Origin of the sequence: Pseudomonas sp. IT-P176, from assembly GCF_949767245.1 — a bacterium.
In the GTDB taxonomy this organism is placed as follows: Bacteria; Pseudomonadota; Gammaproteobacteria; order Pseudomonadales; family Pseudomonadaceae; genus Aquipseudomonas.
Genome location: NZ_CATKPN010000051.1, coordinates 17810 through 31108 on the forward strand (window position 1 = coordinate 17810; position 13299 = coordinate 31108).

12 protein-coding genes are annotated in these 13299 nt (G+C 62.0%); 11 read left to right on the forward strand and 1 reads right to left on the reverse strand.

What is annotated here, in order from left to right; genetic code table 11:
- The first annotated feature begins 3 nt into the window (after positions 1-3).
- The 11 genes from cbiE (at position 4) to ACM6IP_RS15330 (ending at position 9702) form a co-directional block, all read left to right on the forward strand.
- A complete protein-coding gene (gene cbiE, locus ACM6IP_RS15280) occupies positions 4-1215 on the forward strand; it encodes a precorrin-6y C5,15-methyltransferase (decarboxylating) subunit CbiE (RefSeq protein WP_414861784.1) in 1212 nt (403 codons plus the stop codon).
- A complete protein-coding gene (locus ACM6IP_RS15285) occupies positions 1208-2305 on the forward strand; it encodes a cobalt-precorrin-5B (C(1))-methyltransferase (RefSeq protein ID WP_401130841.1) in 1098 nt (365 codons plus the stop codon). The genes cbiE and ACM6IP_RS15285 overlap by 8 nt, the downstream gene beginning before the upstream one ends.
- On the forward strand, positions 2302-3030 hold the full coding sequence (locus ACM6IP_RS15290) for a cobalt-precorrin-6A reductase (protein ID WP_414861785.1): 729 nt from the start codon (positions 2302-2304) through the stop codon (positions 3028-3030). Before ACM6IP_RS15285 ends, ACM6IP_RS15290 begins: the two co-directional genes overlap by 4 nt.
- Before the next feature lie 203 nt (positions 3031-3233).
- Positions 3234-3536: a type II toxin-antitoxin system RelE/ParE family toxin gene (locus tag ACM6IP_RS15295; protein ID WP_095171113.1), complete on the forward strand. Its 303-nt coding sequence runs from the start codon at positions 3234-3236 to the stop codon at positions 3534-3536.
- Between the two features lie 3 nt (positions 3537-3539).
- Positions 3540-3830 carry an addiction module antidote protein gene (locus ACM6IP_RS15300; RefSeq protein WP_414861786.1) on the forward strand — a complete coding sequence of 97 codons (291 nt, stop codon included), beginning with the start codon at positions 3540-3542 and terminating at the stop codon, positions 3828-3830.
- 96 nt (positions 3831-3926) lie between these two features.
- Positions 3927-4328: a DUF2946 domain-containing protein gene (locus ACM6IP_RS15305; protein ID WP_414861787.1), complete on the forward strand. Its 402-nt coding sequence runs from the start codon at positions 3927-3929 to the stop codon at positions 4326-4328.
- A gap of 61 nt (positions 4329-4389) precedes the next feature.
- Positions 4390-4869 (forward strand): copper chaperone PCu(A)C, encoded by a 480-nt coding sequence (locus ACM6IP_RS15310; protein ID WP_095171161.1) that lies wholly within the window; start codon positions 4390-4392, stop codon positions 4867-4869.
- 72 nt (positions 4870-4941) lie between these two features.
- The gene (locus ACM6IP_RS15315) at positions 4942-5343 is read left to right on the forward strand and encodes a DUF2946 domain-containing protein (RefSeq protein WP_256585539.1); all 402 of its coding nucleotides are present in this window, start codon (positions 4942-4944) and stop codon (positions 5341-5343) included.
- A 90-nt stretch (positions 5344-5433) separates the two neighbouring features.
- The gene (locus tag ACM6IP_RS15320) at positions 5434-7563 is read left to right on the forward strand and encodes a TonB-dependent copper receptor (protein ID WP_414861788.1); all 2130 of its coding nucleotides are present in this window, start codon (positions 5434-5436) and stop codon (positions 7561-7563) included.
- Between the two features lie 115 nt (positions 7564-7678).
- Positions 7679-9061 carry a PepSY-associated TM helix domain-containing protein gene (locus tag ACM6IP_RS15325; RefSeq protein ID WP_414861789.1) on the forward strand — a complete coding sequence of 461 codons (1383 nt, stop codon included), beginning with the start codon at positions 7679-7681 and terminating at the stop codon, positions 9059-9061.
- A gap of 218 nt (positions 9062-9279) precedes the next feature.
- Positions 9280-9702: a hypothetical protein gene (locus ACM6IP_RS15330; protein WP_414861790.1), complete on the forward strand. Its 423-nt coding sequence runs from the start codon at positions 9280-9282 to the stop codon at positions 9700-9702.
- 71 nt (positions 9703-9773) lie between these two features.
- Here ACM6IP_RS15330 and ACM6IP_RS15335 read toward each other — a convergent pair whose 3' ends face one another.
- Complete coding sequence (locus ACM6IP_RS15335) at positions 9774-13166, reverse strand: hypothetical protein (protein WP_414861791.1); 3393 nt, start codon at positions 13164-13166, stop codon at positions 9774-9776.
- Between the last annotated feature and the right edge of the window lie 133 nt (positions 13167-13299).

The following is a 13299-nucleotide window of genomic DNA, read 5'->3' on the forward strand; positions in this document are numbered from 1 at the left end:
TAGATGGCCCCCTGGCTGACAGTCGTAGGCATCGGAGAAGACGGCTTCAAGGGACTGGGCAAGCAGGCCCGGCGTGCATTGCTGGGGGCCGCACGGATTATCGGCGGCCAGCGCCAACTCGATCTGCTGCCGGTGTGCATCCGTGGCGAGCGCCAACTGTGGCCAAGCCCATTCTCCCTCGAGCCGCTCCTGGCGCAACGCGGCGCACCGGTCTGTGTGCTGGCCAGTGGTGACCCGATGTTTTTCGGCGTCGGCGCCAGCCTGGCGCGTCAGGTACCCAGCGAAGAGATGCTGATCCTGCCCGCGCCGTCGTCCTGCTCCCTGGCAGCCGCCCGTCTCGGCTGGCCACTGCAAGAGGCGGTCTGCCTGTCGCTGGTGGCCCGGCCACTGGCCGCGCTCAACGGCCAATTGTTCAGTGGGGTACGCCTGTTGGTGCTGAGCAACGACCGGCACAGCCCGGCTGCGCTGGCCGCGCTGTTGCGTGAACGGGGCTTCGGCCCGAGCCGGATCAGCGTGCTGGAACACCTGGGCGGCGAGCAGGAGCGGCGGATCGACGGCCTTGCCAGCGAATGGGACGATCCCACGGTCGCCGACCTCAATGTGCTGGCCATCGAGTGCATCGCCGAACCGACTGCGGCGCGCCTGTCGCGTCTGGCCGGCCTGCCGGACTCGGCCTTCGCCCACGACGGCCAATTGACCAAGCGCGACGTGCGGGCCGTGACCCTGGCCCACCTGGCGCCGATACCCGGCGAATTGTTGTGGGATGTCGGCGCAGGCTCAGGCTCGATCGGTATCGAATGGATGCGCGCCCACCCCAGTTGCCGCGCCTTGGCCATCGAGGCGGACCCAGGTCGCCAGCTACTGATCGAGCGCAACCGCGACACCCTCGGCGTCCCCGGCCTGCAGCTGATTCGCGGCAGCGCACCACAAGCGCTGGCCGGACTCGAACGCCCGGACGCGATATTCATTGGCGGCGGCGTGACTCGTGCCGGCGTGCTCGAAACGTGCTGGGCGCAACTCAAACCCGGCGGCCGACTGATTGCCAACGCCGTCACCCTGCAAAGCGAAATGACCTTGCTGGCCTGGCGTGAGCGGCACGGCGGCGAACTGACCCGGCTGCACATCGCCCAGGCCCAGCCATTGGGCGAGTTCGACACCTGGCGCCAGGCGCTGCCGATTACCTTGCTGGATCTGGTCAAACCCCTCGATGCGTGACGAAACCGGCGAACAACCCGCCCCCCTGCGCAGCGGCCTGACCACCGGCAGTTGCGCCACCGCCACCAGCCTCGCGGCGGCGCGCTTGCTGCTGGGCGGCGGCAGCAGTGATGCGGTGCAGATCGTCCTGCCCAAGGGCAAGCAGGTGCAGATGCGCCTGGAGTTCTGCCGGCTCCTGGCTGACGGCGCCGAGGCTGGCACGATCAAGGATGCCGGCGACGACCCGGACGTGACCCACGGTGCCTTGCTCTACAGCCAGGTGCGCCTGACCGCCGAGCCCGGCATTCGCTTCAGTGCCGGGCTTGGCGTCGGCACCGTGACACGCCCAGGCCTGGTGCTGGGCGTCGGCGAGCCGGCGATCAATCCGGTGCCGCGCAAGATGATCAGCGACCACCTCGGCGCCCTGGCCCTGGAGCTCGGTTATACCGGCGGTTTTGCGGTGACGGTCAACGTCCAGGACGGTGAAGCCCTGGCGCTGAAGACCATGAACCCGCGCCTGGGCATTCTCGGTGGCCTGTCGATTCTCGGCACCAGCGGCATCGTCCGGCCGTTTTCCTGCGCGGCGTACATCGCCTCGATCCACCAGGGCATCGACGTCGCCAAGACCAACGGCTACCTGCACATCGCCGCCTGCACCGGCAACGCCAGCGAAGACACCATGCGCCGGGTCTATAACCTGCCGGAAATCGCCCTGATCGAAATGGGCGATTTTGTCGGTGCGGTGCTCAAGCACCTGCGCAAAGTGCCTGTGGATAAACTCAGCCTGTGTGGTGGCTTCGGCAAGATCAGCAAGCTCGCCGCCGGCCACATGGACCTGCACAGTCGACATTCGAGCATCGACCTTGTGCAACTGGCCGAATGGGCCGCTGCGGTGGGCGCCGACGCCGCACTGCAGCAGCAGATTCGCCAAGCCAACACCAGTCAGCAGGCCCTGGCGATGGCCAGCGCCGCCGGCATCGCCCTGGGTGACGCGGTGTGCCAGCACGCCCTGGCGTTCGCCCGCAGCGTGGTGCCGGCCCAGGTCCAGGTCGAAGTATTTGCCATCGACCGCCAGGGCGGCATTGTCGGTCAAGCGGGAGTCTTGCCATGAAACGGCTGTTGTTGCTCGGCGGTATCACCGAAGCCCTGGCGATCGCTCGCACGCTTGGCGCGCAGCACATCTACAGCCTGGCCGGTGTCGGCCGGGTACCCAGCGACCTGACGTGCCAGGTGCGCGTCGGCGGTTATGGCGGCGCCGAAGGCCTGGCCGGTTTCATCCAGGAACAAGGCATCGACCTGCTGCTCGACGCCACCCACCCCTACGCCGCACAGATCAGCCAGAACGCCGTCACTGCCGCGCGACTCAGCGCTATCCCATGCTGGGCGCTGCGCCGGCCAGCGTGGCAGGCGCAAGCCGGCGATGACTGGCGCGAAGTCAGCGACTGGGCCGAGCTGAGCGCAGCCCTCAAGCCGTTCCAGCGCCCGCTGTTCACCTTGGGCCGCGAGCCGCTACAACACCTGGACGAAATCCCTGCCGGGCAGTTCTGGACCTTGCGCGCGCTCGAGGTTTACCCCGGCAACCCGCGCTGCGAAGTGCTCGGAGCCCGCGGCCCATTCCACCTCGAAGACGAACGCGCGCTGTTCCAGCGTCGGCAGATCGACGTCCTGATCAGCAAGAACAGCGGCAGCAGCGCCACCGAACCGAAACTCGAAGTAGCCCGCGAGCGTGGGGTGCCGGTGCTGATTCTCAAGCGTCCAGTGTTGCCAGCGGCGGATCGGGAATTTGTCACTGTGGAGCAGGTATTGAAGGCACTGTCGTTGTCAGACGGTTCCTGACTACAACCGGCAAGAAAGAAAAAACAGGCAAGACAACCAGAAAGCGCTGTCTGGTGTAACCCGACACGCCTGCTCTACATTGCGTCAACTCTTCGTAAACACCTCAATACTTCGAGCACACGACCCAAGATTACTCGGCACCCGCCGTTCGCCCTGGAGAAAGTGCTGCTTGCCAACCTGTATCCTAAGGAATACGATCAGCCATGATCGACTTCGAACAGTCAGACCTATTTTCCGACTGGCTTGGCTCAATCAAGGACACCATCGGCAAGGCTCGCCTGTTGGCGAGGCTTCGAGCTGCGGAACATGGCAACTTCGGTGATTGTGAACCTGTGGGTGAGGCTGTTTATGAAATGCGTGTTCATTACGGGCCTGGCTATCGAATGTACTTCACCCGCAAACATCGAGTGGTTTATCTGTTGTTGGCGGGAGGGGACAAGTCGACGCAAAAACGCGACATCAAGCGCGCGCAGTCGATGGCGCGAAACATCGGTAGCGAGGAGTAAGCCATGGCTGAACAATTTAGCCGTTTCGACGTCGCCCAATACCTCAAGACACCTGAGGAAATGGCGGCTTACCTGGACGCCTGCTTTGAAGAGGATGCAGGCGACGGTGTATTGATCCGTTGCGCGCTCAATGACATTGCGCGCGCCAAAGGCATGACGCAGATCGCCCGCGACACCGGGTTGGGCCGTGAAAGCCTGTACAAGGCACTCGGTAGCACTGGCAATCCGGAATTCGCGACTATCATGAAGGTGATGAAGGCCCTGGGCCTCAAGCTTCACGCAACACTCGCCTGAGGATGCTGCGACACCACACCGCACGACAGCTTTTTACTTATCCACCCCGATCAGGCTAAATACGCCGCCTGATCTCCCACTTCACCGGATCTGACCATGTCCCGACAACGGCTAGCAATTGCCTGGATCGCCTGCTTCGCAGTGCTGTTCAACATGCTCGCCATGCCGATGTCCAGCGCCATGGCCAAAGCGTCCGGCCAGTCGCCGACCGAGCAGTTGATGTGGGGCAGTTTCTGCTCGTCCAGTGGCACCCGCATGGTCGCCATCTCCCTGGGTAGCCTTGAACAGAAAACCCCGCCCGGCGAGCAACACTCCAACATGCAGCACTGCTGGTGCTGCTCGGGTTCAGCGCCCCTGGTGGCATTGCCCGGGCATACGCCGCAGCTGTACTTCGCCCGGTTCGAAGCCAATCGCAGCCTGCCGGCGCCGACCCTCGACTCGCCGACACCGCGCCAGCAATGGCCCAGTCTCAACCCCCGGGCCTCTCCCCTGGTCTGATTCGATTCGCAACTACCCTGCGTTTTAATCGTTTCGGAGAACTGCCATGTCAAAACCATCCCTGGTGAAGCACACGTTGCTGCTCGCCGCATTGCTGTTGCCTGCCTGCTTTGCCAATGCCCATGAATACAAGGCCGGTGAGCTGGACATCGCCCACCCCTGGTCACAAGAGCTGCCGCCCAATGCCCCAACCGTGGCGGCCTACTTTGTCATTCACAACAATGGCAAAACCGCTGACCGACTGCTCAGTGTGGATTCGCCCATCTCGGGCAAAGCCGAGTTGCACGAACACCTGATGCAAAAAGACCTGATGAAAATGCAGCAGGTGCCCAGCGTCGAGATTCCCGCCGGTGGCACCATCACGTTCGCGCCAATGGCCTACCACGTGATGCTCATGGAGCTTAAGGACCGCAGCCTGCTGAGCGACGGCAAGCGCTTCCCGTTGACCCTGCATTTCGAGAAGGCCGGCAACCTCACCGTGGACGTCGCGGTGCAGAAACAACCGCCCGCTGGCACCGACACGCACCAGCACGCCCAGTAACCGGCAGCACCACCGCCCGTGAACGCGCAGCGCTCACCCGGCCGCAGGCGCACAGCTCCACGCAAGACCAGCTTGACGGTCGCGCGTGGCAGCTGGGTCAGTCTGTTTGCCATGCTGTTGATCTTTATCGGCCCACTGATTTCTCAGTCGATGCCGATGGATCAACGCGCCCCAATGTCCATGAGCATGTCGATGGACATGAGCATGGACATGGCGCCCGGAGCCCATGCCGAGCATGAGGCCCAAGCGCCTGCCGAACACTGCGCGCCCCAGGCCGATCACCATGCAATCTGGGAAAAGTGCGGCTACTGCAACCTGCTCTTCAATTGCCCGGCACTGCCAGGCAGCCTGGCCCTGGCGACTTTCGACCCGCCTCTGGCGCAAGGTTTCATCAGCTCATCACCTCGCCTGGGTCATGCCCGGCTGACCGTCTTCCCCGGCGCCCGCACCCGCGCCCCACCCATCAACGCGTAAACACCCACATCCCCACTGACACGGCCAACTGTTGAACTCGACAGCCACTGGCTGCTGGCCGTGTGTTTACGACTGATTGATGGAACTGTTATGTCCAGGTTTTCTGCTGCCCCACGCCTGAGCGCTGCCCAGGCAACTTTCGCCCCTAATACCTTGCGCGTTCGCCTCAAACAGGCCACCGCGCTGCTGTGCGGCGCCCTGCTCACGCCATTGGCCGGCGCCGCCGAGACGGCCGTTGATCACAGCCAGCACGCCGAAGAGCTGAGCCCCACCGTGATTACGGGCATTGCCCCCAGCTCGCCCCTGACCATCGTCACCAACCCCAAGGACCCGCGCCAACCGGTGCCGGCCAGCGACGGTGGCGATTACTTGAAGACCATTCCCGGCTTCGCCCTGGTGCGCAACGGAGGCACCAATGGCGACCCGGTGCTGCGCGGCATGTTCGGCTCGCGGCTGAACATCCTCACCAACGGCAGCATGCTGCTGGGCGCCTGCCCTGGCCGCATGGACGCACCCACCTCGTACATATCCCCGGAAACCTACGACACGCTCACGGTGATCAAGGGCCCACAAACCGTGCTCTGGGGCCCCGGCGCCTCGGCTGGCACGATCCTCTTCGATCGCGAACCGGAAAGTTTCGGCGAACTCGGCAGCCGGGTGAATGCCAGCGTGCTGGGCGGCTCCAACGGGCGCTTCGACAAAGTGCTGGATGCCGCTGCGGGTGGCCCACAGGGCTACGTGCGGGTGATCGGCAACACTGCCCACTCCGATGACTATAAGGACGGCAACAACGACAGCGTGCCGTCGCGCTATGACAAGTGGAACGGCGACGTCGCCGTCGGCTGGACCCCGAACACCGACACCTTGCTGGAGTTGACCGCTGGCAAGGGCGACGGTGAAGCGCGTTATGCCGGACGCGGCATGGACGGCTCGCAGTTCAAGCGCGAAAGCCTGGGCCTGCGTTTCGTGCAGTCGGACCTCAGCGAAGTGCTGGAAAAACTCGAGGCCCAGGTCTACTACAACTACGCCGACCACGTGATGGACAACTACACCCTGCGCACGCCCTCCGGCACCGGGATGATGGCCGGCCCCATGGCCTCCAACGTCGACCGCCGGACCCTCGGTGCGCGGGTCAAGGCCACCTGGCGCTGGGCCGACCTGCAACTGGTCAGCGGTGTCGACGCACAGACCAACGAGCACCGCCAGCGCAGCGCCATGGGCATCGACACCTACAAGGACGTGCCACGCAACAAGGATGCGGACTTCCACAATTACGGCCTGTTCGGTGAACTGACCTGGTACGCCGCCGACCGCAACCGCCTGATCACTGGCGCACGCCTGGACCGTGCCTCGGCCAAGGATTTTCGCCAGAGCATCGGCTCCGGAATGATGAGCAAGCCCAACCCGACGGCCGACGACACCCGCGCCGATACCTTGCCCAGCGGCTTCGTGCGCTACGAACACGACCTGGCGAACAGCCCGACCACCCTGTACGCAGGCCTGGGCCACGCTGAGCGTTTTCCGGATTACTGGGAGCTGTTTTCGCCCAAGTCCGGTCCCGTGGGGTCGCTCAACGCCTTCGACTCGATCCAGCCGGAGAAAACCACCCAGCTCGACGTCGGCCTGCAATACAAGACCCAGGACCTCGAAGCCTGGGCCTCGGCCTACATCGGCGAAGTGCACGACTACATCCTGTTCGACTACACCCCCACGCCCATGGGCACCAGCTCGCGGGCCGAGAACATCAACGCCCGCATCATGGGCGGTGAACTGGGTGCAGCCTACAACCTGACCTCCCACTGGAAAGCCGACGCCACCCTGGCCTACGCCTGGGGCAAAGACACCACCCACGACACCGCCCTGCCGCAAATGCCGCCGCTGGACGCGCGTTTCGGCCTGACCTACAGCGAAGACAACTGGAGCGCCGGTGCCTTGTGGCGGGTAGTCGCCGCGCAAAACCGCATCGACCAGAACAAGGGCAACGTGGTGGGCAAGGACTACGACAAGAGCCCCGGCTTCGCGGTGTTCTCCCTCAATGGCGCCTACCGCATCGACCAGCACTGGAAGGTCAGCAGCGGCATCGACAACCTGTTCGGCAAGGACTACGCCGAGCATTTGAACCTGGCCGGCAACGCCGGGTTCGGCTACCCGGCCAGTGATCCACAAGCGATCAATGAACCGGGGCGCACGTTCTGGACCAAAGTGGACATGAGTTTCTAAAACGCTTCGCAAGGACGCCATGCCTGTAGCAACTGGCGCTGCCCGCGCCAGTTGCTGCAGAACCAGCAGCCACACAACACCTATAAAAGATTCATAGCCGAGCGGAGTGCTATTGATGAGCCAACCCAAAGTGTCCTTCTACAACCTGGCCTGGCGCTGGCATTTTTATGCCGGGCTGTTCGTCGCCCCTTTCATGGTGATGCTGGCGCTGACCGGCACCATCTACCTGTTCAAGCCACAACTCGATCCCCTGATGTACGGCAACCTGCTGAATGTCCCGGCCGGCCATCACACCCTCAGTGCCGATGATCTGCTGCGCAGGGTACAAACGGCGTATCCACAGGGCCAGGTCACCCAGTACCTGCCGGCGATCAATGCCGAGCGCAGCGCGCAATTTGTGCTGCACAACCAGGGCAACGAACTCAACGTATTCGTCGACCCCTACCACGGCGACATCCTCGGCGAGCAGGATGCCAAGTACAACCTGCAAGCCATCGCCCGCGCGATTCACGGCGAACTGATGATCCGCACCCTCGGCGATCGCCTGATCGAGATGGCGGCCGGCTGGGGCATCGTGCTGGTGGTGTCCGGGGTCTACCTCTGGTGGCCTCGTGGCAAGGGCGGCGCCGGCATTCTCTGGCCTCGCCTGAACAGTCGTGGTCGGGTGCTGTGGCGTGACCTGCACGCCGTCACCGGCTTCTGGGGGGCGGCATTGCTGCTGGTCATGCTGCTCAGCGGTATGACCTGGACCGGTTTCTGGGGCAAATCCTACGCCGAACTCTGGAACCAGTTCCCGGCCGCCATGTGGGACAACGTCCCCAAGTCCGACGAGCAAGCGCGCAGCCTCAACACCGCGGCCCGCCAGACCGTGCCCTGGGCCATGGAAAATACGCCGATGCCGATGTCCGGCGACCACGCCGAACACATGGCCCACAACGGCGCCAGCAGCGCGCCGGCAGCTCCGGGCATCAGCCTGCAGGCGGTGCAGGACATCGCCGAGCAAGGCCGGGTCGAGCCGGGCTACAGCATCACCTTGCCGACCAGCGCCAGCGGTGTGTTCACCATCGCCGTGTTCGCCGACGACCCGCGCAACGACGCCACTCTGCACGTCGACCAGTACAGCGGCAAGGTCCTGGCCGATGTGCGCTGGGAACACTATGGCAATGTCGCCCGCGCCACGGAAATGGGGGTAATGCTGCACGAAGGCAAGATGTTCGGCGTGCTCAACCAGCTCATCGTGCTGCTGATCTGCCTGATGATCCTGCTCAGCGCCGTCAGTGGCGTGGTGATCTGGTGGAAGCGCCGGCCCCAGGGCAAAGTCGGGGTACCACCGTTGCGCCATGGCCTGCCGACCTGGAAAACCGGGGTGCTGATCATGCTGGTGCTGGCCGTGCTGTTCCCGCTAGTGGGCGCTTCGCTGGTGGTGATGTGGGTGCTGGACCGTTTCCTGCTGGCGCGCGTGAGCCGGCAGACTGCAGCGGCCTCCTCTTCTTCCTGAACATCGCCAGGGACGGAGCAACGGTATTTCAAGGGCGCTTGAAATACCGTTGAACAACTTGAAAAGTCTTGTCTTGGGTTGGTTTTGAGCCGCCGCCTAATCCTCGGCATACTCCCGCTCCCGCAACTTAAGCACCCACTAACCAGACAACATTAGTTGCGGGAAACTTCCTACTTTTCAATCCGTACAATTCCTACAAAGAATTGAAAGAGGTCAACTTGATAAAGAAGATCCTAGCCTCCCTCGCCTTCATTTCACTGCCGTCAATGGCAGCCCAGCCACCATTTACCGGCACTAACTATTCAGGGCATTACCAATGTACTGGCATGGACAGTCATATCGGAGAGTACAAAGGCACCGTCGACATGCAGCTCAACCCCGAGCAAAGTACCGGTCCGTATGGCGCCTACAGTTTCACCCTGACCCTGGCCGACAACTCCCTCTATAACGGCTTCGCCGCCGCGCACAAAAAGTCGCTGGCGATCTACTTTGCCCACACCGACCCGGCCCTGAAAGATTACGGCGTGGGAATCGCGCAGGTTAAAACGGCCGCCGATGGCCGTGTATCTTTCAGTAAATATTATTACGGTCCCGAGTATGAAGGCGGTGGCCACGGCATGGAAACCTGCACGCGCCAATAGCTCTCGCCGGTTTACCGCACGATCAAAGGCGTTCCAAAAAACGCCTTTGATCGTACACAGGTGCCCAGACGCTACAGTTCATCACGGTGAAAACTGACTGGCGCCAGCGGCGCCTGTAGCCGATCAGTCTTCCAGTTACTGCCCAGACGCCCAGACTGATTCCAGTAGTGCGCGGCTGTAAGTACCCGCAATTCACCGATGTCGGCCAATTGCGAAATGAAGTCTGCCGTCGACAATCGAGTGACCCACTGGTCGCCAACCCGCTCGGCTTGTTTGGTCCGCAGCAAGGCCGTTTCTGCCTGGGTGTACTGCGGCACATACTTCAGCAACGCGCCATGGGGTGTTGAGTAGTAATACGAAATGATCTTGAATCCTTTGTCCTTCAGGGCATGGGTGTGCAGATACACCAACCAGGGCGAGGCAAAGTTTGCATAGACCTGTTCAGCATCGGTTGCCAGCGTGCTGGTACCTGATAGATAAAGTTGGTGGCTGGCAAACACTTCATAGCCCGCAGGAAAAATCGGCGGTTGATTCCTCTGGGTCGTAGTGGGGTCACTCGGCGTCCGGAAAATGCGATCAAGCAGATGGTTGGAGTCGTCACTGCGCGCCAGGGGCTCCAGTGCACAAAAGCAATGCTTGTCCTTTTGACGCAATATTGCGCTTTCGTAAGAAGTTGCCTGCTCATAAGCACTTCCCGCCTGGTGCTGGATGTAGCGGGCCGCATCGTCGGGATGCTGGAAAATCGGTCCCATTGCCAATTTCGGCATCCACGACCAGAGATCCTGCTCACTCATGCCCGCTTTGCGCGGCTGCCAATCCCGTGCCAGGAATCCGATCCCCCAGACAGCACTTGGCACCATGACTTGCAAACGCCCAGCCTTTCTCATGTTTCGTATGTAGGTCGGCAGACTGAAAGTGCCGTCGAGTACATCGCGCCAGTCTGCACTCGCCTGCACAAGGCTCGCGAACGGATTGCGCTTAAGCGCTAACTGAGCGGCTTCGTCCGGTGGATCGAACGGATCATAGTAATCCCTCTCAAATCGCAACAACGCCCCGTCACTGCACGATAAGTAGAGGGGTAAGTTGCCCCGCTCCGTTTGAACATGCGCAAGTGCCAGGTGCATGTCCATCGGTGAAAAAAAATGCCGGTAGTCGTTATCCGACAGCTTATCGGGTGCTTGGGCGGCGCACAGGTACAGACTGTCGACGACGTAGCCCTGGGGCAGGAGCCCGTCGGGGAATACCTGGTCATAGGCCAGAGTCGAGCCAGGTACCTGGATCGCAAGAGTGGCAATGAACCTGTCATGCCAACGATCCCGCAGAATGTAACCGAAACTCAGCGCCCCACGCTCTGCGGTGTGTTCATGAACATGACGTGCCACCGCAACGCCGTCAGCAAATACGGGACTGTAGTGCGGCTCACTGCGTGGCAGTTTGGGCACAGTGTCGCCGCTCGCCTGGCGCACCAGGCTGAAATCGGTGACTAAACGCGGCGCCCCCCAAACAGAGCTGCCTGCCACCACGTACAGATAACCGTTCTTCGCCAGCGAATCGACCCACGCCGACGGTTTCAAATCCCCCTCATGGATACGCTTTTTTACCCAGGCTGCATCCAGGTCATGGGGCAGACTGCCGAAATCGGTCAAGGCATGGGCAAGGTTGGCTCGAACCTTATTCCATGCACCACTGCGATAGCGAATCACCGAGCCGTCAGGCCCGAACAGGTACTCCTCCATCGTTCGCGTCCCGCGCTCGAACGCGGTATGGACTGCCTTCACGGACAACATGTTGAGGTACAGTTGTTTTTCCGACGCAGACAAGAGCACCGGAACCTCCCGGGCATGGCGCGCGCGATAGCGAGCCACAATTGTGCATCCGGCAGGGAAGAGTCCGGCACTGACACTTTCATCCGGGAAGATCCATTTCACATCGAAGTCTTCCTCAGGCGTGATCACCGGCAAGGTGCCAACAAACAAGCCATCGGCACGCTTCAGGATCAGGCCTCCATAGACCCTATCGGTCGTCACGGGGACCTGCGCGCGAGCATGCAGCGCCGCATCATCCAGGGTCGGGAAAACAGGCCCCAAAAGACGCCGTTCGAGGTTCTGCGCCGGCGTCCATTGCGCATTGACCAGCCCTTCCCTGTCCCAGCACATATTGGTGTGCAGGACTCGCAACTCGCCACTGTTGGCCACTAACCTGACAAAACCGGTCTGGGTCAGAGTGCCTTTGACCAGGCTGCTCTGGACATCATCCAACCCCATGTTCGGGGTGTTGTTATCAAACAACTTGGTGCTCTTGCGCGCGACATACCTCAACAGTGCGCCATCCTGTGTCGCGATATAGGTGGGAATCGACTCAGGCCCTTCGAGGATCGACGGCCTCTTGGAGTCGTCCACTACGACATACAGGTCCCTGGGCACAATGAAGTGCTGGGCCAACCAGAGTCGGCTGGGACGCGGAGTCTGCGTAACCCGCTGGCGCGAATAAAAATACGAATGGCGCTGGAAGGATTCCGGGTACACAAAATCAATGCCGGCTCCCGGACGGGAGCGGCGGAACAGGCTAGCGCGTGAAAACAGTTTGTCTCGAACACCATCGACCGCAACCAACTCCGTGGCGATGTACTCCTCCCTGCCCTGTCGCTTGAGGATAAAGCCGAACCAGGTCTGCTCCTTGTCGTCGGCCCCTGCCCCGCGGGAGAAACGATCCTGCGCCGCTTCGTCTGCGGACGAAAAAACCGCGCCATAGGCGACCTGCTTCGGTACCGGTCGCGGAGTCTGTGGCGGGTAGGCCGTCCAGTCCTGGGCCACTTGCCCCCGATAGCCCCAGAGCAGACTGTCGACAACGACCCGCAACGTTCCTGCGCCCGCCACCGCTTTTACAAACTCCACAGGAACAACGCTGCCATCCTCTAGCCCCCGCGCCAGTGGCCCCGGGTTGCTCACGGTGCCCAAGCGCACCAGCAACTGCTGCCAGCCGCTGGTATCGGGCTCGAACCACAACAGACTGTCGTCGGCACCTGACAGATAGGCCGGAACACCTTGCGTGACCACATGGAACAACTCGTGAACCTTGAACATCTGCAAGCTCACGCTGGCGTCTGCGCGCGACCATTGCAAACCCTGCACCTGATCGGCATCCAGCGTCGAGAGCGCCCGGTGCGAATAAAACACGCTGTGTAGCAGGTGGTTCGCCGGATAGATTGGCCGGCCTTGGGCGTCCACCGGGAACAGCGGGGGCGCTTCGAGCGCATCGGTTCCGGCGTCGACCGGTTCAGTCACGACGAACCGCTGGTTGCTGCACTCGAAGATCATTGCAACAAACTCGTGGTCACGTCGCTTACCGACCTGTTCATGAGCATGCCGCGCTGCGTCATCCGCCGAGAGAAACTCTCGGCTCATGCGCACAATTGCAGCGCTGGAATGCCGGGATGCATTACTCGGGCCTTCTCTCTCGTCCATGAAATAGCTCCAATCTGTGTACGACCTTAGTGAGCCATCAGGTTATCCAGCGACAGCGTGACTGTGCGGTACATATGTAGGGACCACAGGCACCACTTCAGCGCACCGCCATGCCCCACATAGCGTTGCACGC

Coding starts and splice junctions, on each gene's coding strand:
- cbiE (WP_414861784.1), top strand. CDS start 4: ATGGCCCCCTGGCTGACAGTCGTAGGCATCGGAGAAGACGGCTTCAAG.
- ACM6IP_RS15285 (WP_401130841.1), top strand. CDS start 1,208: ATGCGTGACGAAACCGGCGAACAACCCGCCCCCCTGCGCAGCGGCCTG.
- ACM6IP_RS15290 (WP_414861785.1), top strand. CDS start 2,302: ATGAAACGGCTGTTGTTGCTCGGCGGTATCACCGAAGCCCTGGCGATC.
- ACM6IP_RS15295 (WP_095171113.1), top strand. CDS start 3,234: ATGATCGACTTCGAACAGTCAGACCTATTTTCCGACTGGCTTGGCTCA.
- ACM6IP_RS15300 (WP_414861786.1), top strand. CDS start 3,540: ATGGCTGAACAATTTAGCCGTTTCGACGTCGCCCAATACCTCAAGACA.
- ACM6IP_RS15305 (WP_414861787.1), top strand. CDS start 3,927: ATGTCCCGACAACGGCTAGCAATTGCCTGGATCGCCTGCTTCGCAGTG.
- ACM6IP_RS15320 (WP_414861788.1), top strand. CDS start 5,434: ATGTCCAGGTTTTCTGCTGCCCCACGCCTGAGCGCTGCCCAGGCAACT.
- ACM6IP_RS15325 (WP_414861789.1), top strand. CDS start 7,679: ATGAGCCAACCCAAAGTGTCCTTCTACAACCTGGCCTGGCGCTGGCAT.
- ACM6IP_RS15335 (WP_414861791.1), bottom strand. CDS start 13,166: ATGGACGAGAGAGAAGGCCCGAGTAATGCATCCCGGCATTCCAGCGCT.